The sequence below is a fragment of the Gemmatimonas sp. genome (assembly GCF_044376735.1).
GTDB lineage: Bacteria > Gemmatimonadota > Gemmatimonadetes > Gemmatimonadales > Gemmatimonadaceae > Gemmatimonas.
Map to the genome: position 1 here is coordinate 1 of NZ_JBILKJ010000007.1, position 20,911 is coordinate 20,911.

At 66.5% G+C, this 20,911-nt stretch carries 16 protein-coding genes; 5 read left to right on the forward strand and 11 right to left on the reverse strand.

What is annotated here, in order from left to right; translation table 11 throughout:
- From ACIRA7_RS01930 to ACIRA7_RS01940, 3 genes are all read right to left on the reverse strand, one after another.
- Positions 1-806: sterol desaturase family protein (locus tag ACIRA7_RS01930; RefSeq protein ID WP_396219105.1), on the reverse strand; the 806-nt coding region annotated here is incomplete at its 3' end.
- A gap of 168 nt (positions 807-974) precedes the next feature.
- Positions 975-3,068 carry an insulinase family protein gene (locus ACIRA7_RS01935; protein ID WP_396219106.1) on the reverse strand — a complete coding sequence of 698 codons (2,094 nt, stop codon included), beginning with the start codon at positions 3,066-3,068 and terminating at the stop codon, positions 975-977.
- Complete coding sequence (locus tag ACIRA7_RS01940) at positions 3,065-4,435, reverse strand: M16 family metallopeptidase (RefSeq protein ID WP_396219107.1); 1,371 nt, start codon at positions 4,433-4,435, stop codon at positions 3,065-3,067. Before ACIRA7_RS01940 ends, ACIRA7_RS01935 begins: the two co-directional genes overlap by 4 nt.
- A gap of 280 nt (positions 4,436-4,715) precedes the next feature.
- Between ACIRA7_RS01940 and ACIRA7_RS01945 the strand changes: the two genes are divergently transcribed.
- The 3 genes from ACIRA7_RS01945 to ACIRA7_RS01955 are packed head-to-tail and all read left to right on the forward strand — an operon-like array spanning position 4,716 to position 8,023.
- On the forward strand, positions 4,716-6,242 hold the full coding sequence (locus tag ACIRA7_RS01945) for an amidase (protein ID WP_396219108.1): 1,527 nt from the start codon (positions 4,716-4,718) through the stop codon (positions 6,240-6,242).
- Complete coding sequence (locus ACIRA7_RS01950; RefSeq protein ID WP_396219109.1) at positions 6,239-7,126, forward strand: 3-methyladenine DNA glycosylase; 888 nt, start codon at positions 6,239-6,241, stop codon at positions 7,124-7,126. Before ACIRA7_RS01945 ends, ACIRA7_RS01950 begins: the two co-directional genes overlap by 4 nt.
- Positions 7,127-7,177: 51 nt before the next feature.
- Complete coding sequence (locus tag ACIRA7_RS01955) at positions 7,178-8,023, forward strand: class I SAM-dependent methyltransferase (RefSeq protein WP_396219110.1); 846 nt, start codon at positions 7,178-7,180, stop codon at positions 8,021-8,023.
- A gap of 111 nt (positions 8,024-8,134) precedes the next feature.
- Here ACIRA7_RS01955 and rlmN read toward each other — a convergent pair whose 3' ends face one another.
- The 4 genes from rlmN to ACIRA7_RS01975 all read right to left on the reverse strand — a co-directional run bounded on the left by rlmN (position 8,135) and on the right by ACIRA7_RS01975 (position 13,557).
- Positions 8,135-9,235: a 23S rRNA (adenine(2503)-C(2))-methyltransferase RlmN gene (gene rlmN, locus ACIRA7_RS01960; RefSeq protein ID WP_396219111.1), complete on the reverse strand. Its 1,101-nt coding sequence runs from the start codon at positions 9,233-9,235 to the stop codon at positions 8,135-8,137.
- Positions 9,236-9,549: 314 nt separating this feature from the next.
- On the reverse strand, positions 9,550-11,220 hold the full coding sequence (gene ettA, locus ACIRA7_RS01965; protein ID WP_396219112.1) for an energy-dependent translational throttle protein EttA: 1,671 nt from the start codon (positions 11,218-11,220) through the stop codon (positions 9,550-9,552).
- Between the two features lie 66 nt (positions 11,221-11,286).
- Positions 11,287-12,129 carry a Type 1 glutamine amidotransferase-like domain-containing protein gene (locus ACIRA7_RS01970; RefSeq protein ID WP_396219113.1) on the reverse strand — a complete coding sequence of 281 codons (843 nt, stop codon included), beginning with the start codon at positions 12,127-12,129 and terminating at the stop codon, positions 11,287-11,289.
- Between the two features lie 39 nt (positions 12,130-12,168).
- Positions 12,169-13,557, reverse strand: a complete 1,389-nt coding sequence (locus ACIRA7_RS01975; RefSeq protein WP_396219114.1) for a M20/M25/M40 family metallo-hydrolase — start codon at positions 13,555-13,557, stop codon at positions 12,169-12,171.
- 128 nt (positions 13,558-13,685) lie between these two features.
- Here ACIRA7_RS01975 and ACIRA7_RS01980 point away from each other — a divergent pair, with 128 nt between their 5' ends.
- Together ACIRA7_RS01980 and ACIRA7_RS01985 are read left to right on the forward strand one after the other, a co-directional pair.
- The gene (locus tag ACIRA7_RS01980) at positions 13,686-14,426 is read left to right on the forward strand and encodes a cytochrome c biogenesis protein CcdA (protein WP_396219115.1); all 741 of its coding nucleotides are present in this window, start codon (positions 13,686-13,688) and stop codon (positions 14,424-14,426) included.
- Positions 14,427-14,523: 97 nt separating this feature from the next.
- On the forward strand, positions 14,524-15,024 hold the full coding sequence (locus ACIRA7_RS01985; RefSeq protein WP_396219116.1) for a TlpA family protein disulfide reductase: 501 nt from the start codon (positions 14,524-14,526) through the stop codon (positions 15,022-15,024).
- 56 nt (positions 15,025-15,080) lie between these two features.
- On the opposite strand, the gene ACIRA7_RS01990 is transcribed toward ACIRA7_RS01985, so the two are convergent.
- From ACIRA7_RS01990 to ACIRA7_RS02005, 4 genes are all read right to left on the reverse strand, one after another.
- The gene (locus tag ACIRA7_RS01990) at positions 15,081-16,484 is read right to left on the reverse strand and encodes a pyridoxal phosphate-dependent decarboxylase family protein (RefSeq protein WP_396219117.1); all 1,404 of its coding nucleotides are present in this window, start codon (positions 16,482-16,484) and stop codon (positions 15,081-15,083) included.
- Between the two features lie 67 nt (positions 16,485-16,551).
- Positions 16,552-18,189 (reverse strand): NAD-dependent malic enzyme, encoded by a 1,638-nt coding sequence (locus ACIRA7_RS01995; RefSeq protein WP_396219118.1) that lies wholly within the window; start codon positions 18,187-18,189, stop codon positions 16,552-16,554.
- A gap of 164 nt (positions 18,190-18,353) precedes the next feature.
- Positions 18,354-19,835, reverse strand: a complete 1,482-nt coding sequence (locus ACIRA7_RS02000; RefSeq protein WP_396219119.1) for a pyridoxal phosphate-dependent decarboxylase family protein — start codon at positions 19,833-19,835, stop codon at positions 18,354-18,356.
- On the reverse strand, positions 19,835-20,866 hold the full coding sequence (locus ACIRA7_RS02005) for a hypothetical protein (RefSeq protein ID WP_396219120.1): 1,032 nt from the start codon (positions 20,864-20,866) through the stop codon (positions 19,835-19,837). The genes ACIRA7_RS02000 and ACIRA7_RS02005 overlap by 1 nt, the downstream gene beginning before the upstream one ends.
- Between the last annotated feature and the right edge of the window lie 45 nt (positions 20,867-20,911).

The window sequence follows — 20,911 nt, forward strand, 5'->3', positions numbered from 1 at the left end:
GAACGGAAGATCGGAAACAACAGCTGGTGATACCAGCGCTCGCTCCCGTGCCGACGGTCGTCATTCAACCCATAGGCCGGCGGATACTGCCGCGTGATGCGCGCCGTACCAAAGAGCACGTCCCAGAAGAACAGCAGATTGCCGTAGTTGCCCATGTAGTGCCCGATACCATCGTCCTGCGTGAGCGCATGGTGGGCGAAGTGCGTGGCCGGCGTGGAGATCGTGCGCTCCAGCAGCCACGCCAGCGGGCGCAACGGGCGCCACGCATACAGCCACTGGTCCCATCGCACCGCCGAGTGCGCGCCGATGATCACGGTGAGCTTCACCACGCTGTACCCCACGAACACCCAGCCGAAGCCGAGATACAGCAGGGCACCGCTGAACCACAAGCCGGGCATCAGCGCGTAGTAGAACGCGTTGTTGCGATACACCACGCGCACGCTCATGTAAGCCGCCGAATGATGAGCGCGATGCAGCGGCCACATCACCGAGGTGTGCGAAAGGCGATGCCACCAGTACTGCGTGAGGTCATCCGCCACGAGCAGCACCAACACCATCTGCCACCAGGGCCAGTCGGCCCACGCGTCGCGCATCTCCGGCAGCAGCCACGCGCACAGGGCCTTGGACGTCGCAAAGACCGTCCCCGAGATGATCGGGAAGGTCAGCCCCACCGCCACATCCAGCCGGTTGTCCTCGGCCGACGCCGCGTGCGGAAAGAAATGCCCCAGCAGCAGCTCCGCGCCGGCAAAGAGCGCGAAGATGACGGTGACTGCCAGCAACTGGGCGTTCTGCAAGTCGAGTGTCATGTAACGGAGCACCACATGATGGTCATGATGAGCGAATGGCCGTGAACCGGCACCTCGCGTCGGGGCCACAGTACCACGCGCTCCCCTGACCGTAATGTCCGCTCGGGTGGCCCGTCGCGCCAGCGCGCTCGCCAGCGCGCTCGCGCGACGGCGCCCTCCCGCCGGGCGTTACTTCGCGAGCTGCAGCTCGATCGGCTGTCCCACCGGGCTGATCTTCACGAGGCGCTTCGGCGCCTTCGCCAGGTAGAACACGACCGCAGCCTCGCCCCCCTTCTGCTCGATCTTCCAGCTGTCGAAGGTCCCGGCCGGCACCGTGACCGACTCGCTCCCCACCACTGTGAGCGTGATCGGCTCTACCGTCCCTTTGCCAGCGTTGAACACATTGACGGTGAACGTCGCGTTGTTCGCCCAGCGGAAGAGCGGCAGCACCATCTGCAGCGCATCGGAGGCAATGGTGCCGCTCGGCAGATCGGTGTCGATCGCCTTGGTCTGCGGTCCCGTCTGCGAGGGCGTCTGTGCACTCCCCTTCGCCTTGCCGCCAGCGAAAGCGACATCGGTTTTGGTCTGCTGCCCTTGCATGGAGGCGCCCTGCTGCAACGACACCGGTGACAACACCGCGTCGCTCTCGAGCGTGGTACGCTGCGCGATCATGCCATTCATGACATTGGTGTTCTCGCTCATCGTCCAGCCGCCATTCTTCGCCTCGACGGACACGACGGAGGCGCCGAGCGCGTTCCCCTGCACCATCACCACGAACGAATCGCGACTGGCCTTGAGCTGCGACACATCGAAGGCCGTCGCCATCACCTTCGGGGTGAGGTCCGACGGCTGCATGACGTCCCCATCGGCGTTCCGAATGGTGACGGGCGCGATCTTCACCAGCTTGTCGTACAGCTTCACGCCATCGCCCACCACCACGATCAGCGACTGCTGCGGACGAATGACGCGCCGCGCCGCCGCCGACACCTGCGCCGCATTGACGGCCGCCATCTTCGTGCGATACGTCTGAAGATAGTTCGCGGGCAGTCCGTAGAGCGTGATGCTGGCGACCCGCTCGGCCAGCGCCTGCGGCGTCTCGATCGTGAGCGGGAAGGACCCGACCATCGCCCCACGCTTGCCTTCGAGCTCGCTGGCGGTGATCGGTTCGGCACCGACCCGCTTGAGCTGCGCCAGCAGTTCGACGAGCGCGGAATCGGTGACCTCCGTACGCACTTCGGCGTTGGCCTCGAAGCGACCCATGCCGCGCACTCGCGTGAGATTCGCGTAGGCACCGTATGTCCAGCTCTTCTGCTCACGCAGGATCGTGAAGAGGCGGCCGTCGCTGCCGCCACCCAGCACCTGCGTGGCAAGGATAGCGGCAAAGCGCGCGCTGTCAGCGGGGCCGATGGCGAGGTTGCCGACGAGCAGGTTCGACTGCACCGAGCCCGGACGATTCACGAGCAGGATCTCGGTGGTGCGGCGCACCGGCGGCGCCGGCAATGCGGCCGCCGACGCAGGGGCCCCGGTCCAGCCCACGAACGCCCGATTCGCGAGCGTAGTCAGCTGACGCATGGTGATGTCGCCGGCCACCACCAGCAGCGCACCGCGCGGACGCACCCGCGTCGCATGAAATGCCTGCAGGTCGGCGCGGGTAATGGCTCGCACCGTAGATGCCGTCGCCGTGGCACCGTACGGATGCGCGCCGTAGAGCCCCGCACGGAAGAACTTGCCGGCGAGGAAGCCCGGGTCGGCGGCGTTCAGCTGCAGCCCCGAGAGCGTCTGCGTCCGCGCGAGCTCGAACTCCTTCTCGCTGAACGTCGGACGGGCGATCACATCGCCCAGCAGCTCGAAGGCAATCGGCGCTGCGTTGGACAGCACGAAGCCCGAGACGCTGAGGTAATCCTCGTCGGTCGAGGCGCCCATACCGCCACCGGTTCCCTCAATCGCCGCCGAAATCTGTTCAGCGGTACGTGAGCCCGCCCCCTTGGTGAGCAGCGCGGCGACCATGGTCGCGGTACCCGTCTTCCCCTTGGGATCGTACGCATCGCCGGCAGGCAAGGCGAGCCGGTAGGCAATGGTCGGATTGCGATGATTCTCCACCAGCACCACGCGGACGCCGTTTCCAAGCGTGGCTTCCTGGAACGGCGGCAGCGCGGCCGGCTTGAGCGGCATCGGGGCCGGCGGCTGCGTGGGGTAGGGGGCGGTCTGCGCCGTGAGCACCGGTGCGGAGATCAGGGCCGCCAGTCCGAGCGCTCCCACGCGAATAGCATTTCGGTGCATCATGGGGTCTTGGTCTCCGGCTTGATGAGGACGATGGTGCTGTTGTCGGGGCGCAGGTACTTGGCGGCCACACGCTTGATGTCGTCGATGGTGACCGCCATGTACCGGTCGATATTGGTGCTGACGGCCTTGGTGTCACCCAGAAACATGGTGGCCGCGTGCAGCGCTTCCGCGCGCCCCATCGATGTTTCGAGTTCGGCAACCTTGCCCGCACGGTACGCGTTCTTCGCCTTCGCCAGCTCGTCGGCCTCCACACCGGTCGTGCCGACCCTCGCGATCTCCTGCTGGAGCAGCTTCTCGACCGAATCGGGGCTGACGCCCTGGTTGGCGATGCCGAGCGTCCCGAAGACATTCGGGCCGCGGCGCGGGCCGATGCCGGCCAGCGCCTGGGCGGCCACGGCGGCCTTGGTGTCACGCACGACGATGCGATTCAGACGCGAGCTCTCCCCTTGGCCGAGGATCGTGCTGAGCAATTCGAGCGCCGGCCAGTCGGCACTCTTGTATTCCGGAATGCGCCAGAGCACGAGCACCGCCGGCAGGTTCGCCTTGCTGTCGGTCACACTCTTCCGCTGCAGCCCGGTATTGAAGGGCTGGTCGCATTGCACATCGGGGGCCGCCGGCCCCGTTGGGATCGCACCGAAGTACTCGGCGATGAGCGCCTTCGCGTCGGACGGTGCGAAATCGCCCGTGACCACGAGCGTGGCGTTGTTCGGCGTGTAATACGTCTTGTGGAAATCGATGACGTCGTCGAGCGTGGCCGCATTGAGATCGTCCATCGACCCGATCGTTTCGTGCGCGTAGGCGAAGCAGCTCTTGGCATCGAACACACTCGTGATCGCGCCAAGGAACGCACCGCTGTACGGCTGGTTATCGATGCGCAGGCGCCGCTCTTCCTTCACCGTCTCGCGTTGATTCTCGAAGTTCTCCTTCGTGATCTTGAGCGAGCGCATCCGGTCGGCCTCGAGCCAGAGCCCGAGATTGAGCCGGTTCGAGGGGAGCGATTCGTAGTAATTCGTGCGGTCGTCGGCGGTGGAGCCGTTCATATTGCCACCGCTGCGTTCGACGAACGACATGTGATCGCCTTTCTTCACATTATCCGAACCCTGGAACATCATGTGCTCGAACAGGTGCGCGAAACCGGTTCGCCCCGGACGCTCGTTCCGGGAGCCAACATTGTACCACACGTTCACCGTCACGACCTGTGCGGCATGATCCTCGGCGAGGATGACGCGCAGGCCGTTGGGCAGGGTATAGCTCTCGTGGGTAAGCGGCGGCACGGTTTGGGCCGTGACACCGGCCACGGGGAGCAGCGTCAACGCTGCTCCGGCGGTGAGAATCGCGGCGAGGCGCGACGTCGTCGAGATGGACACGAACACTCCGTGGAGATAGGGGTGCGGGACGTACGGCAGGAACGGCGCCGATGTTTCGCACGTCCCCCTGCAGAGGCAACGGGCCGCACCAGATCACGGCGTGGGCGCTCCCCCGGGGTGCGGGGTCGGGCGGGTTGGAGGAATGCCCCCAAATGGCTACGGGCTGCAGGCCGAGCGTGGCGTGCCGCGGGTTTGTACACCAGTGGTGTGTACATTTTCACCGAACGATTCGATGCCGTTCATTTCCACACTGTTTCGGTGTATCTCCCGGAGCCAGACGATGTCCGATTCGCTCTCCCGCCGCGCCTTCACCCAACTCGTCGGTGCCGCGGCCGTCACCGGCGCGCTCCCGCGTGCGCTCTCCGCGAACACCCCCGCCATGTCCGGACCCGACCTCACACCCGACGACGAACTCACGTCGCTCTCGGCCACCGAGCTCGCCGCGCGCATCCGCCGCAAGAGCGTATCGGCCCGCGAAGTGCTCGAGGCGCATCTGGCGCGCATCGAGCGCGTAAACCCCACGGTGAACGCCATCGTCACGCTGGTACCCGAGCAGGCGCGCGCGTGGGCGAAGGCCGCCGATGAACGGCAGGCGCGCGGAGCGCCGCTTGGACCGCTGCACGGCTTGCCGATTGCGCACAAGGATCTCGTCGACACGGCGGGCATCCGCACCACCAAGGGCTCGCTGCTGTACAAGGACAACGTGCCGACCGCCGATGCCCTGATCGTGCAGCGTATTCGCGCTGCTGGCGCCATCACGATCGGCAAAACCAACACGCCGGAGTTCGGCGCTGGCTCGAACACCTTCAACGCGGTGTTCGGCGCCACGCGCAACGGGTTCAACCTGCAGAAAACCGTGGGCGGCTCCAGCGGCGGCGCGGCCTGTGCACTGAACTGCAACCTGCTGCCGATCGCCGATGGCAGCGATACTGGCGGCTCGCTGCGCAATCCGGGCGCGTGGAACAACATCGTAGGCTTTCGTCCGTCGCCCGGGCGCGTCCCCGACGACGATGGCTCGTGGTCGCCACTCTCCACCAGCGGCCCGATGGCGCGCTCCGTTGAAGACGTGGCCCTCTTTCTCAGTGCGATCGCCGGTGTGCACGCCCCCGATCCCACATCGCTCACCGATGATCCGTCGCTCTTCCGACGTCCGCTCGCCGCCAGCATGAAAGGCAAGCGCATCGCGTGGTTCACCTCCATGGGTGGCTTGCCCTTCGAGCCGGAAATTACGCGCGTGCTCAACGCCAACCGGCAAGCCTTCATCGACATGGGGTGCATCGTGGAAGACGCCGAGCCCGATTTCAGCGGTGTCGACGACGCCTTCCCCACGCTGCGGCATCTCACCTATCACACCAGCTACGCGAAGCTCAATCGCGACAATCCCACGCTGTTCAAGGACACCGTGAAGTGGGAGATCGCCGAAGCCGAACGGCAGGGCGCCGTCGATGTGGCCAGGGCCAACGCGCGACAGGCGCAGATGTACCGTCACGTGCAGCAGTTCTTCGCGAAGTACGATGCGTATGTGTGTCCCGTCACCCAGGTGGAGCCGTTCGACATCACCACCGAGTACCCCACGCGGGTGGCCGGCGTCGCGATGCCGACCTACATCGACTGGATGCGCAGCGCGTGGTACGTGACGTTCATGCAGTGCCCCGCCATCAGCGTGCCCGCCGGCTTCAGCGCCAGCGGCCTCCCCGTCGGCGCGCAGATCGTGGGCAGGCCGCGCGGCGACTGGGCGCTGCTGCAGCTGGCGCACGCCTTCGAGCAGGCCACAGCGCACGGCAAGCGGCGCCCGGACTTCGCGTGACCGCCGGCCTCTCGCTGTTGTCCACGGCCCAGTGGCAATCGCGAGCCGTGGCGCATCGTGTGCGCGTGCAGCACTTCACGAGCCCGTGGCGGGAGCGGCGTGCGCGTGGTGATGTGCATCCGGTCTACGACTTTCTGTTCCAGTACTATCACTACCCCGCTGGGAAGCTCGAGACCTGGCATCCCGACGCCCACGAGCGGTTGGAGAACAGTCGCGAAGCGCGCGAGCGCTTCACGGCGCCCGTCTACGTAGCGTCGGACCTCGGGATTGGTCGTGATGCGAACGCGCTGTCGCCAGCGGAGCGGGCAACGCTCGACCACGCGCTGCGCGTGCTGCGCGCCACCGAGGCCCGCCCCGCGCACTTCGGCTGCTACGGCATGCACGAGTGGGCGATGGTGTACGGCGGCCACGACGTGCGCCACGCCGAGATCGCACCGCTCCGTTTACCGCAGGCGGAGGTGGACGCCTTCGTGGAGAGTCGTCCGGTGGCCTGCAGTCACTTTGATGCCTTCCGCTTCTTCGCCCCAGCGGCCAAGCCGATGAACCGCGTGCCGCTGGAATGGGCCACCCGCCATGACAGCGAGCAGCCCGGGTGCATCCACGCGAACATGGACCTGTATCGCTGGGCCTTTACCGCGATGCCGTGGATCGGCAGCGATCTGCTCTGGGCGTGCTTCACGCTCGCTGTGGAGCTGCGCGTGCTCGACATGCAGGCGGGTCCCTACGACCTGGCGGCGATGGGCTTCGCACCCGTGCGCATCGAAACATCGGAGGGGCGCGACGAGTATCAGCGGCGACAGCGCGAGCTGAGTGAGCGGGCGGTCGTACTGCGCGCGAGGCTGATCGACGCCGTGTGCGCCATCGTGGTTCAACAAGCCGATTGAGAAGCGTTCGTGCGTCTGTCCCGTGCCACCCCACTTGTTTCCGAGATCACCATGATGCTCCGCCTCCGTTCGTCGTCGCGCCTTTTGTGTGCGCACATGTGCCTGCCCGCGCTTTCCCTCCCCCGCACGAGCGCCCGCCGTCGCGTGACGCGCTGGACGACGGCCGCCAGCCTGGCGGCGTACCTCGGGCTGGCCGGTACCGCCTCCGCACAGACGACGGCCGCACAGACCGCGAGTGCGCAGACCGCGGCGGCGGAGTTTCCGGCGCCCAACCGCCCCGTTTCGCGCATCGTCGCTCCGCGGTGGATCGCTGAGAATGACCGCGACGCATTCGGCGAAGCGGAGAAGGTGATGAACATCCTGAACATCCGCGCCGGACAGCGCGTGGCGGATATCGGCGCCGGCGACGGCTATTACGTGCGGCACCTCAGTGAGCGGGTGGGCGCGCGCGGTCTGGTGTACGGGCAGGACATCGAGCCGCGCTACCTCTCCATGCTTCGTGAGCGCGTCGCCGACGCCAAATGGACCAATGTGGAAGTGATCGCGGGAACCCCCGGCGATCCGGCGTTGCCCGCGGCCAGTATCGACGTGGCGCTGATGATTCACATGTATCACGAGATCAGCGACCCGTACGCCCTGCTCTATCGGCTCGCGCCAGCGTTCCGCGCTGGAGGGCGGTTGGCGATTCTCGATCAGGATGCGCCGACCGACCGACATGGCACCCCGCCGCGGCTGCTCATCTGCGAACTCGGCGCCGTGGGCTACAGCCGTGTGCGCCGCGACGAGATGCCCGACGGCGCCTACGTCGTCACCTTCCGCGCCCCCGACGCCGCCAGCCGCCCGCGCGATGCCGCCGAGGTGCGCGCGCGAGTCGCCGCCGCCAACTGCCGGCCGTAGCTGTTCAAGGGGTCAAAGAGTTCAAGGGGTCAAGAGTTCAAGGGGTCAGAGTCGTTGAACACTTTGTTCAACGACTCTGACCCCTTGAACTCTTTGACCCCTTGAACTCACTCAGCGCGTCTTCACCGCCAGCTGCCCGCAGCCCGCCGCAATGTCGATCCCACGCCGCTGGCGCACCGTACTCGGCAGGGCGAACTCCTCCGCCAGCACCTGCTTAAAGCGGGTCGCCGCCTCGGTGCGCGTGGGCGCACCGTCGTAGCCAGTGGTCGGATTGAGCGGAATGAGGTTCACGTGCGCCGGCAACCCGCGCAGCAGCGTACCCACGGCGCGCGCCTGGTCCGTACCGTCGTTCTGCCCCTCGATCAATGTCCACTCGTAGAAGATGCGGCGACCGGTCGTCGCACTGTACGTACGACACGCGGCCATCAGTTCGTCGAGCGGCCACTTGCGCGCAGAGGGCACCAGCGCCGCCCGCTCGGCCTGCGTGGCCGCGTGAAGCGAGACCGCCAGATGCACCGGACGCTGTTCCGCCGCCATGCGAAGAATGCCCGGCACGACACCCACGGTGCTCAGCGTGATGCGCTCGGCAGCAAGCGCCGGCCCGTGGGGATCGAGGAGAATCTCGATCGCCTGCATCACCGCGTCGTAGTTGTGCAACGGCTCGCCCATCCCCATCAGCACCAGGTTCCGCAGGCGAGTGCCGAGCCCATGTCGCGTCTGGCGCGTCATCGCGCCGGCCGGCGCCTCGCGGCGCAGCACGCGCGCCACATGCACGGCCTGCGCGACGATCTCGCCCGGTGTGAGATGACGTGTGTACCCCATCTGTCCCGTCGCACAGAAGACGCACCCCATGGCGCAGCCAACCTGTGAACTCACGCAGGCGGTGACGCGCCCCGTGAACTTCATCAGCACGGTCTCGATGGTGGCGGCGTCTGGGAGCGACAGCAGATACTTTCGCGTGAATCCATCGCTCGACGCCGTCTCGAGCGACGTGGGCAGTACGCCCAGTGTCATTTCCGCTCGCAGACGCGCAGCCAACGCGGGCAACAGCTCGGGCATCTCGTCAAACGACGACACGAGGTCGATGTACAAATACCTCCACAGCCGGTTGGCATGCACGGGCTTGAGGCCCCAGTGCACCAGCTGCTGCTGCAGCTCAGCGCGCGTGAGGCCGTAGAGATCGCGTCGCGAGGAGATGTCGGGCAAGTCCATGAGGGAATGTATCAGGCCGCTTTGGCACTAACAGTCGATACCTCGGGATGCCTGCCCATCCGGAACAGCCGCGACTCCGTTCGGCGAGTCGACGGATGGAGGCCTCGCGCCGCGGCGGCACCACTCCCCTCGCCGGGGCTGGGGCGGCCGAGGGTGTTCCAAAGCCGCCTCGAGTTGTTCAAGCGGCCAGTTCAAGGGGTCAGAGTCGTTGAACGAGTTCAACGACTCTGACCCCTTGAACGAGCGTTCAACGACTCTGACCCCTTGAACGCCCCAGCCCCCGCGTACCACGATCCATCCACCAGCAAGCCGGCTTACGAGCGCACCAACTTCTTATACTTGATCCGCGTCGGCATGTCCGCATCCGGACCCTTCCGGCGCTTCAAATCCTCGATGTACGCGCCGTAGTTCCCCTCGAACCACACCGTCTCCGAGTCACCCTCGAACGCCAGAATGTGCGTCGCCACACGATCCAGGAACCAGCGATCGTGGGAGATGATCACCGCGCAGCCGGAGAAATCGAGCACCGCGTCTTCCAGCGCGCGCAGTGTATCCACGTCGAGATCGTTCGTCGGTTCGTCGAGCAGCAGCAGGTTGCCACCCTGCAGCACCGTCTTCGCCAGGTGCAACCGGTTGCGCTCACCACCCGACAGGTTCGCCACCAGCTTCTGCTGATCGGCGCCCTTGAAGTTGAAGCTCGCCGCATACGCGCGTGAGTTCATTTCGCGCTTGCCCACGGTGATCGTCTCGCGTCCACCCGAGATCTCTTCCCACAGCGTGCGCTTGCCCTCGAGCGTGCGCGACTGATCCTGATACGAGATCTGCACCGTTTCACCGATCTTGAGCTCGCCACCATCGGGCGTCTCGAGACCATTGATCATGCGGAACAACGTGGTCTTACCGGCGCCGTTGGGACCGATGATGCCTACGATGCCGGCCCGCGGCAGGTCGAACGACAGATTGTCGAACAGCAGCTTGTCGCCGTACGACTTCTTGAGCCCCTTCGCGATCACCACGTCGTTGCCCAAGCGCGGCGCCGGCGGAATCACGATTTCGTTCTGCATCGCGCGATCCTGCTGCGCTTCGCTCGCCAGATCCTCGTACGCGGCCAAACGCGCCTTGTTCTTGGCCTGACGCGCGCGCGGCGACATGCGCACCCACTCGAGCTCGCGCTGCAAGGTCTTCTGACGCGTGCTCGCCTGCTTCTCTTCGAGCGCCATACGAGCTTGCTTCTGCTCCAGCCAGCCGGAGTAGTTGCCCTCGTAGGGCACGCCTTTGCCGCGATCGAGCTCGAGAATCCACTTCGCCACGTTGTCGAGGAAGTAGCGATCGTGGGTGATGGCGACCACGGTGCCGGTGTAGCGCTCGAGATGATGCTCCAGCCACGCCACGCTTTCGGCATCGAGGTGGTTGGTGGGCTCGTCGAGCAGCAGCATGTCGGGCTCTTCCAGCAGGATCTTGCACAGCGCCACGCGACGCTTTTCACCACCCGACAGCTTGGTCACGTCGGCGTCGCCCGGCGGCAGGCGCAGCGCGTCCATGGCCACCTCGATCTTGTTGTCGAGGTTCCACAGATCGTGCTGGTCGATGTACTCCTGCAGCTTCCCCTGCCGCTCGATCAACGCATCGAAGTCCGCATCGGGCTCGGCAAACTTGAGCGAGATCTCGTTGAACTCGTTCAACGCATCACGCTGCGCCTTGAGGGCGAGTTCCACGTTGCCACGCACGTCGAGCGTGGGATCGAGTTCCGGCTCCTGCGCCAGATAGCCGATGCGCGTGCCCTTGTGGGCCCACGCCTCACCCTGAAACTCGGTATCGACACCCGCCATGATGCGCAGCAGCGACGACTTACCGGCGCCGTTCGGACCGAGCACACCGATCTTCGCGCCAGGGTAGAACGACAACCAGATGTCATCGAGGATGATGCGCGAAGGTGGAACCACCTTGCGCAGCGCCTTCATGACGTAGATGAACTGCGGAGCCATATGTTGGGCCGAATCCGAAAAGCGAAAGTCGAAGAGCGGGGAAAAAGCGTAAGCCCTGAAAACTAGCTAGATGGCCTCGGGTTCCAGAGTGCGCTCCACCACCTTCCCGTCCACCCGGCTCACGTAGTAGCACTTGGCGGCCGGTCGCGTGTGCACCACACGCTTCACTGCCGTCTCCTCGAAGTAGATGCCCGCGTCGTTGTCGCAGGCGTAGCCCGGCTTCATCTCGCCGGAGCCGATCAGCTTCTGGTACAGCGGCCGACGACCCGGCTCGGCGTCGTAGTGCGGCGAGTGACTGCCCGGAATGAAGCCCAGACATTGCACCGTGGAGAGCGCCTTGGGACGCGAGTCCGTGGTGCCCTCCTCGAACCAGCAGAGCGAGCCGGCGCTCGCGCCGCCCAGCACGATGCCGCGATCCCACGCCTGCCGCAGGAGCACGTCGATCCCCTGCGCCTTCCAGATCGCCTGCTGATTCAGCGTGTTCCCGCCCGACGCCACGATGCCGTCCATCGACAGCAGTACCTCGTCCCACCCCAATGACTGCGCGGTGCTGGCGATGAACATGTTCTGCACGTGCGGCTCGACGTTCAACGGCGCGCAGGCCTTGTACCAGTTGAGTGCCGACGTATCGCGGTCGGCCGAGGCGGTTGGCAGATACAGCAGGCGTGGGCGCGGTTTGCCGGTGAGCTGCGCCATGTAGCGGATGAACGCCGTACCGAAGCCGCCGCCCGCGATCAGGATTTTCCGCGTGGCGCGTTCGGTGCGCATGGGCGCCGTCGGCATGCCGTCCACATACGTCGAAATGTCCTGGTTCGACTCGGCGGCTCCGCTTGCGGATCCGCCCATCGAATGCGCTACGGCGCCCGCCGTTCCCAATGCCGAGGTCACGAGAAACTCCCGTCGAATCATGATGCGCTCCTGAGTGGAAAAAGGTGAACGCGAGGACAGTTACTTCTTGAGCAACACGTCGGTCATCTTGCGCGTTGGGCTCACGTACGCGCTGATCACGCTTTCGTGGCCGTCGGCGCCGATCGCCGCCACCCCGAACACGTAGTCGTCGATCGACACGTTCGGCAGGAGCAGCGTGGTCACGTTGCCCACCACCTGCGATTTCTGCCAGTCGTTCGTCCACGCGTCGCGCCAATACACGCGATACGCCACCGCGCCCGGCGACGGCTGCCACTGCAAGCTGGCGTCATACCCCGACGCGCCGCGTCCCAGCGTCGGTGACCCTCCGCCCGTGGTCACACGCGGCGCCGGTGGCGCCAGCGCGACCGACGCCGCCGATGCCGCATTCACCCGCGCGTTCTGCGTGAGATACCGGAAATCCATTCCTTCGAGCTTGTCGTCGGGGGAGTGCTGCCGTTCGTAATTCTCGTTCGCTTCGCGGAAGACGATCGCCGGAAAGTCGTTGGCGGTGAACGACGAGTGATCGCTGCCGCGACCGAACCGGTCTTCACGCGCCATCAGGCGGATGGTGTGCGACGGCACATAGATGCCGGCCACCCGTTGCACGTAGCGCGCCAGCGAACGGTTCGGCGAGTCTTCCGGACCGAGCGAGTAGATCTTCACGCTCTCGCCGTCGATGATGCCGTTGCCACCCAGGCTGCTGCCCACGATGTCGTTATTGAAGTTCGCTTCCACCACGCCCTTCGCGTTGCGCAGCGCCGTGGCATGGGCCATCGAGCCGATCAGCCCCTGCTCTTCACCGGCCCACGTCACGAACACCAGCGTGGCGTCGAACTCGATGCCGCTCTCGGCGAAGACCCGTGCCAGCTCCATCGTGAGCGACGTGCCACTGCCGTCGTCGTTCGCCCCGGGCGCATCGGCGTTGTCGTCGATGGTGGGACGCACCAGCGGCTGGCTGGGCGTCGTGCCGCGACCGGCGGCGGTGGCCGTGGCGTCGGCACCGACTGGGCGACGCGAGTTCACCGTGTCGTAGTGCCCCGTGATGTACACGCGGCGCGCACTCTTGCCCGGCAGCACCGCCACCACGTTCACCAACTCCACCTCGCGCGTGATGCGTCCCTGCTGGGCCAGCATGTGCCGGTCGTACGACACCTGCAGCTTGGGGCTCATCCGCTTGAACTCGTCGTAGATCCAGCGCCGGGCCGCCCCGATGCCGCGCGTGGTCGACAGCGTGTCGGAGAGCGTCGCGCGCGTGCCGAAGCCGGCGAGTTTGGTTGCGGTGGCCTGCAAGCGCGCCTGCGACACCGATGCCACCAGCTGCGCGAGGCGCGGGTCGGCATCGGGGCGCACGACCTGCGCAGGCAAACCGACGCTGGTCGACAGGCTGGCAGCGGCCAGGAGCATCAGCGACATCTTCGGTCCGAACATCAACACCTCATCAGGGAAGGGGCCAGCACGCATGATCCCCCTATTGCAGCCCGTGCGCCAGAGCCGCGATCGGCACGAGCGGTGAACCCCCGGGAACGCTCGCCCACTCCCGACCGTATCTTCCCCACATGATTGCTCTCACGCAGATCGCCGACGTCTCCGCGCAGCTCTCGTCCAATCCGGCATCGGCCCTCCCGCTGTTGTTCGGGGCCGGCGTCCTGACGTCGCTCACCCCCTGCATCTACCCGATGATCCCGATCACGGCCGCGATCGTTGGCGGTCAGTCATCATCGGAACAGTCAGGCGCCATCAAAGCGTCAAAGTGGCGCCCGCTTGGCCTTTCGCTCACCTATGTGTTCGGACTGGCCTCCGTCTACGCCGGACTCGGACTCCTCGCCGGCCTCACCGGCACCATGTTCGGCACGGTCTCGGCCAACCCGTGGGCCTACTTCGCCATGGCGAATCTGCTCATGCTGGCCGCCCTGTCCATGTTCGACGTCATCCCCGTCCGCGTCCCCGCCGCCATCATGCAGCGCGCCGCCAACGCCGGAACCGGCGGACGCGTCGCGGGTGCTTTCATCATGGGCGCCGCCTCCGGACTCGTGGCCGCCCCCTGCTCCGCCCCGGTCATGGCCGCCGTTCTCACCTGGGTCTCCACCACCGGCTCCGCCCTGCTTGGCTTCCTCTACCTCTTCACCTTCTCGCTGGGCATGTGCACGCTGCTGGTCGTCGTCGGCCTCTCAGCGGGCTCACTGTCGCGATTACCGCGCGCTGGTGCGTGGATGCTGACGGTAAAGAAGCTCTTTGCCTTCGTCATGCTCGGCATGGCGGAGTATTACTTGGTGAAGATGGGGCAGGTGTTCTTCTGAAGGATCACCCGTGAGTTTCGCGTAGCGCGTGAGAGTGACGCGTAACGAGTCGCGCAAACTCACAACCCCCAACTCTCACTCGCAACCCGAAACTCACATGCATCGCGTCCTCCGCGCCCTCCGCCTCGCCCTCGCCGCCCTCACCCTCTCCGCCACCCCCGCCCTCGCCCAGGACCTCGGCATCGCGATCGGCGAAACCGCCCCGGCCGGACCCCTCGAGACCCTCGACGGCAAAACCGTCGATCTCGCCGCCTACCTCGGCAAGACGCCCGTCGTGATCGAGTTCTGGGCCACGTGGTGCGGCAACTGCAAGCAGCTCGAGCCCGCTATGCGCGCTGCCATGACCAAGCATGGCGCGCAGGTGAAGTTCGTCACGGTCGCCGTGTCGGTGAACCAGTCCATCGAGCGCGTGAAGGGCTGGCAGAAGGCCAACAAGCTCGGCGGCGAGTTGCTGTACGACAAAAAGGGCACCGTCAGCGGCGCCTACGACGTGCCGGCCACCAGCTACGTGGTGGTCGTCAACAAGGCCGGCAAGATCGTGTACACCGGCGTAGGCGGCACGCAGAACCTCGACGCGGCGATCAGGAAGGCCTTGTAAGCAGCGTCGCGCGGCCGGTCAGATACAGCAGGGGCCGCTCAAGGAAGGTGCTGTCGCTACGCCGACGCCGTCCGGTGCTTGGCCACCACCTCGGCGATGGCGTCCGCCATGTCTTCCACCAGATGGTCGATCTGCGCGGCGTGCGTCCGGAAGCTCAACACACACACCCGCCCCACATACCGGCCACCCGCCACCGCGCCGCTGATCATCACGCGCCCGCGCTGCGACGTGGCTGCCATCAACTCGCGCGTGGCCGCGTCTTCCTGCGCCAACGTGGCACCGGGCCACGACAGGTGAAACGGAAACAGCGACAGCTCCGGCGGCGCGTCCATCACCACATGCGGCAACTGCGCGACCCGCGCTGCCGCGTCGAGCGCCAGCGCGCGCTTCTCGTCGATTGCCCCCCGGAATGCATCGGCGCCGTACAGCTTGATCGTGAGCCACATGCGCAGCCCCGGAAAGCCGCGCGACAGGTCGGGCCCATGTTGGCTCGGATCGTAGAACTCCACGGCGCTCGGCATGTCGGGCAGATAGTCCGCCGTGGCCCCGTGCGCCGCCCGCAACGCGGCGCCGTCGCGCACCAGCAGCGCGCCGGTGCCGTACGGCATGAACATGCCCTTGTGCGGATCGAGCGTGAGCGAATCCGCCCGCTCGATCCCCCGCAGCACAGCGCGTGTATCCGCGCACAGCTGGAAGAACGCGCCGTAGGCCCCGTCCACGTGATGCCACAGCTGTTCCTCGGCGCATAAATCGGCGATGGCATCGAGTGGGTCCACCGCACCCGTGTTCGTCGTGCCCGCGTTCGAGACCACCATGAACGGCAGGAACCCGTCGCGACGATCCTGCGCGATCGCCTCGCGCAGCGCATCGACCCGCAGATGGAACCGGGAATCCGTGGGAATGGAGCGCACGCGATCGGGCATGATGCCGGCCAGCTTCGCCGACTTGTTCACGCAATGGTGCACCTGATCCGACGTATACAGCACACCACGGCGGATATCGACGCCCAGATGCCGTTCACGCGCGCACAACACGGCATTGAACGTGGCCATCGAGCCACCGGTGGTGAATACCCCGCGCGTCCCCTCGGGAAATCCCATCCATTCGCGCAGCCACTCCAGCGCATTCGCTTCCAGTTGCACCAGCGCCGGTGCCGCCTGCCAGATGCCGGTGTAGCGATTCGTGGTATCGGCGATGAAATCCGCCAGCGCCGCCGGAAACAGGCCGCCGCCGGGGATGTACGCGAGATAGCCCGGTGACGGCGTGTTGAACGACTGGGGGATGTACGTCGTGAAGAGCGCGTCGAGCAGCACGGGCAGCGGCGTGCCCGACGCCGGCGACGGCTCGCGTAGGCGTTCACACAGCGCTTCCGCCTCGTGCACGCCGTACAGCGGCTGGGTGGGCAGCGTGGTGATGTGCTCCACGCAGCGCGCGACAACCTGATCGGCCATGTCGCGCATTGCGTGCGCACTGAATTCGAGATCGATATGGATGGCGGACTCCGTTGCCTCTCCCGGCGGTTCCGACCTACAGCAACGATACGTAGTGCGGTTCGAACATCGCGGCTGTCACGGCGGCCGCGATGTCATCCGGCCGCTCCACGCGCGCCAACCCACTGTCGAAAGCCAGCGTGGCCACGTCGATGGCGATGGCGCGTGACACGTCGCGAATGCGCGACAGGCTGGGATAAATGCGTCCCATCGCCAGATCGTCGTCGGTCACCAGCGAGGCGAGGGTACGCGCTGCGGTGGCGAACATCGCTTCCGTCACGCGGGACGACGCGCTCACGATCACGCCGAGGCCGACGCCGGGGAAGATGTACGCGTTATTGCCCTGCCCCGGCACATGCGTCTTGCCCTTGTACGTCACCGGCGCGAACGGACTGCCGCTGGCGAAGATGGCGCGTCCGCCGGTGGCCGAATAGGCCTGCAGCGCCGTGCACTCGGCCTTTGACGTGGGATTGGAGAGCGCAAGGACGATCGGCCGCGTATGCTCCCGCGCCATCGCCTCGAGCACCTCCTTGGTGAAGGTGTTCGGTGTTCCCGACACCCCGATGATGGCGTGCGGCTTGAGCGACTCCACCGCCTCCAGCAGCGTGCTCACCGGCGCGTGCTCATGCGCATACGGCTTCTTGTGGTCCGCCAGGTCGGTGCGCGTGTGCTCCACCAGCCCCTTCGAATCCACGAACCAGCAGTGCCGGCGCGCCTCTTCCAGCGGCATCCCTTCCGAGCAGAGCGCTTCGACCACCAGGTCGCCGATCCCGATGCCGGCCTCACCCGCGCCGAGAAACAGCAGGCGCATGTCACGCAGCGGTGTGCCGCTGATGCGCGCGGCCGAGAAGAGCCCCGCCAACGCCACCGACGCCGTGCCCTGAATGTCGTCGTTGAACGTGCAGATACGATCGCGCCACCGCTCGAGCAGCGAGAAGGCGTTGTGATTGCCGAAGTCTTCGAACTGCAGACACGCCAGCGGAAAGCGCGCCTGCACCGCCTCGATGAATTCGTCCAGCAACTCGTCGTACTCGGCGCCACGCAACCGCGGCTGGCGCAGCCCCACGTAGGAATGACTCTCGCGCAGCGCCGTGTTGTTCGTGCCCACGTCGATCGTGATCGGCAAGCACTCATTCGGCGACACGCCCGCGCACGCCGTGTACAACGTGAGCTTCCCGATCGGGATGCCCATGCCGTTGGCCCCGAGATCGCCCAGACCGAGAATGCGTTCGCCATCGGTCACGACGATCATGCGGACGTCGTCCTGCGGCCAGTTGGCGAGCACCTCCGCCACGTGCCCCTTGTCGGCGGCCGTGATGTACATGCCGCGGCTCCGCCGGAAGATGCGGCCGAACTCCTCACACGCCTGTCCGACCGTGGGCGTGTACAGCACCGGCATCAACTCTTCGAGGTGATCCATCACCAACCGATAGAAGAGCGTCACGTTGCGATCGTGCAGCGCGACCAGATAGGCGTACTGCTCCAGCGGTGTCGGCTTCGACCGCACCCCGGGCAGGATGCGCGCCATCTGCTCGTCCTGCGACATCACCCGCGGCGGCAGCAGCCCGCGCAGGCCGAAGGCGTCGCGCTCGGCATCGCTGAAGGCGGTCCCCTTGTTCAGGACGGGGTCGTGCAGGAGGTCGGAACCACGTTTGGGTTGGAGCGGGGTTGTCACGGCTTCTCCAAAGGAGTGATCTGTATCGAGACCCCTGATGGCAGCGGCATGGCGCCGCTCGGTCAGGAGCATGGTGCGCCCGCCAACGGCGGGGCGGTGCAGACAAATCGGCTTCGCAGTAGCGTACCAACGCGACCGGGTGCCGCGAAGGGTCAGCGTGAACCCTAGTGCGTGTGCAGGATCAGCGCAGCCTCCGCCACCAATCCGTCCACCAGCCTGGCAAGGTGCGTCTCATCGGTCCGCGCATTCATCACCGTGATGCGCAGCACGCGACGGCCGTCCAGCGTGGTCGCCGTGATCCAGCCACGGCCCGAGCGATTGTACCGTTCGCGCAGCGCATCGGTCAACGCGTCCAGATCGTCCGCCGCCACGCCCGGCGGCGTCCACGCGAAACAGAGAATGTTCGACATCGGTTCGTGCAACGGCGTGAAGTCGCCGCGGGCGCTGAGCAAGCCGTGCAGCGTCTGCGCCATCCGACAGAGCCGGTCGTACAGCCGCGCCAGATTGTCCACGCCATAGCGTTCGATCGCGACCCACAATTTCAGCACGTCGGCCCGTCGCGAACACTGGAAGGAGCGCGGGCCCATGTCCCAGATCCGGGCGTCGGAGCCGGAGCTGAACAGATACGGCGCCTCCTGTGTGAAGGCGCGCGTGAGGTCGTCCTGATCGCGCACCAGCACCATCCCTGCCGCCAACGGCAGCATCAGCGTCTTGTGCGGATCCCACGCCAGCGACCGCGCCCGCGACAGCCCCTGCACGCGGTGCCGGTGCCGCGGCGACAGCATCGCCGCCCCGCCATGCGCCGCATCGACGTGCAGCCACAGCGGGCCGTGATCGTCCGCAAACTCGTCACAGAGATCGGCCACCGCGCCCAGATCATCGAAGCTTCCCGTCGCGGTGCACCCGGCCGTCGCCACCACGGCCATGACCGGCGTGCCCTCGGCCCGCAGCGCCGCCAGTCGCTCGCGCAGGGCGTCGACATCCATGCGCAGCGCTCGCGACGGCACGAGGATCACGCGCGACACGCCGAGTCCCATCTCACCAGCCGCGCGCGACACGGCGTAGTGCGCATGCTCGCCGCACACCACCACCGGCACGTGCGCCCCCAGCCCGTTCGTCCACGCGTCGGGCACCGCGCGACTGCGCGCCGCCAACAGCGCGGCAAACGTCGCTTCGGTGCCACCCGACGTCATCGTACCACCGGCCTGCTCATCCCACCCCACCAGGTCGGTCATCCACGCGATCACCTGATGCTCCAGTGGCGTGAACGACGGTGACATCTCGCGCACCGCCTGCGATTGATTGAGCGCGCTGATCAGGGCATCGGTCCACACCGCCGCCGGCAGCGGCGCCGATACCTGATGCCCGATGTACATCGGATGCGCCAAGCGGTTCACGTCCTCCAACAGCAGCGACGACAGGCGACGCGCCACATCCGCCAGCGGGCGCGGGGCGCGCGGCATCGGGCCGGCGATCCGGTCGGCGATCACCTGCGCGCTGTGCCACGTGGACACCGGCCCCTCGCCCCGACGCGTGTCGGCGAAGTAGCTGGCGGCCAGCTCCAGAATCGGCCGCGCCGCGTCCAGCGTCATGTCCGCTTCGAGCATCGCCAGCAGGTCGGCGTCGGAATCGGGAGTGGTGTCCATCAACCGCGGGGAAAAAGTTCGGTGCGCTGCGTGCGCGCGTTCCAACGCCAGTACTGCGTCAGGCGACAATGGGCGCCTCCGATCCAGCGATCGATGCCGTTGGCCGCCACCGCATCGGCACGCATCCGCACCACATCCTGACCGAAGGGCGTGAGCTGCACCGCACGCTCCCAGAAACCGCGACCGCTGCCCTCGCGCCGCGGCGCGATGACCCGCGACCCGTTGGTGTGCACCAGGATCGGATGGGCGCAATCGCTCAGACGCTCGGCGTACCACGCGAAGCAGCCATCGCCGAGCCACACCCACGACTCCGTGGCCTGATGCGCCAGGAACAACTTACCGAGCGACATGGCGCCCGGCGACAGCGCCTCGCACATCTGCCGCTCGCTACGCGACAATCCCGCGTCCACATCCGGATACTCCTCGAGCTGACGCCGCAACGCGGCCGCCAGATGCGGCAGCCGGACGAGATCGTCGGACGCGTACGTGCGCGCCGTCACGGCGCGGTCGAGCCGGAGAGTCACCGCCAGCAGATCGTCGGGCGTGTTCGACGTGAAGGCGCGCCACGTCACCGCGCCGTGCGCCAGATCCTCCGGCGTGATCGCACGGCGTGCCGCGTACAACGGCGCGAACATCTCCGGCCGCATCTCCCCGAAGTAGCAGTCGGCGGGAACGATCGAAAGGCGCGGACGATCCCCCGGTGCCCGCTGTTCGAACCGCGACAGGATCTGGATCAACTGCAGCTGGTCGTACAGATCGGGCTCGAACCACAGCACGACCTCGTCACCAGCGGCCGCATCCTCCAGCCGCGCATCACGCTGTTCGAAGTCGGCGACCACCGTCGCCACACTCGACCATCCTCTTTCGGCCAGAAACTCGGCCCGCACGCGATGAAAGGCCCCGAGGTCGTCATCAGGCGGCACAGGTCCGTCGTGCAGCAGGTCACGCCAGGAGACGATGTCCCCGGGCAGGCCAGATCGCGCGAGTGCGCTCGCGGCATGATCGCCGTTGGTAAGGTGCAGGGTCAGCATGGCGTAGGTATGTTGTCCGGAGCCGTGCGGATGCGCTAGTTGTGA

What these genes read in the sequence shown, in the direction of transcription:
- ACIRA7_RS01935 (WP_396219106.1), bottom strand. Translation starts at nt 3,068, where the DNA reads ATGATGCACCGAAATGCTATTCGCGTGGGAGCGCTCGGACTGGCGGCC.
- ACIRA7_RS01945 (WP_396219108.1), top strand. Translation starts at nt 4,716, where the DNA reads ATGTCCGATTCGCTCTCCCGCCGCGCCTTCACCCAACTCGTCGGTGCC.
- ACIRA7_RS01955 (WP_396219110.1), top strand. Translation starts at nt 7,178, where the DNA reads ATGATGCTCCGCCTCCGTTCGTCGTCGCGCCTTTTGTGTGCGCACATG.
- rlmN (WP_396219111.1), bottom strand. Translation starts at nt 9,235, where the DNA reads ATGGACTTGCCCGACATCTCCTCGCGACGCGATCTCTACGGCCTCACG.
- ettA (WP_396219112.1), bottom strand. Translation starts at nt 11,220, where the DNA reads ATGGCTCCGCAGTTCATCTACGTCATGAAGGCGCTGCGCAAGGTGGTT.
- ACIRA7_RS01970 (WP_396219113.1), bottom strand. Translation starts at nt 12,129, where the DNA reads ATGATTCGACGGGAGTTTCTCGTGACCTCGGCATTGGGAACGGCGGGC.
- ACIRA7_RS01975 (WP_396219114.1), bottom strand. Translation starts at nt 13,557, where the DNA reads ATGTTCGGACCGAAGATGTCGCTGATGCTCCTGGCCGCTGCCAGCCTG.
- ACIRA7_RS01980 (WP_396219115.1), top strand. Translation starts at nt 13,686, where the DNA reads ATGATTGCTCTCACGCAGATCGCCGACGTCTCCGCGCAGCTCTCGTCC.
- ACIRA7_RS01985 (WP_396219116.1), top strand. Translation starts at nt 14,524, where the DNA reads ATGCATCGCGTCCTCCGCGCCCTCCGCCTCGCCCTCGCCGCCCTCACC.
- ACIRA7_RS01990 (WP_396219117.1), bottom strand. Translation starts at nt 16,484, where the DNA reads ATGCGCGACATGGCCGATCAGGTTGTCGCGCGCTGCGTGGAGCACATC.
- ACIRA7_RS02000 (WP_396219119.1), bottom strand. Translation starts at nt 19,835, where the DNA reads ATGGACACCACTCCCGATTCCGACGCCGACCTGCTGGCGATGCTCGAA.
- ACIRA7_RS02005 (WP_396219120.1), bottom strand. Translation starts at nt 20,866, where the DNA reads ATGCTGACCCTGCACCTTACCAACGGCGATCATGCCGCGAGCGCACTC.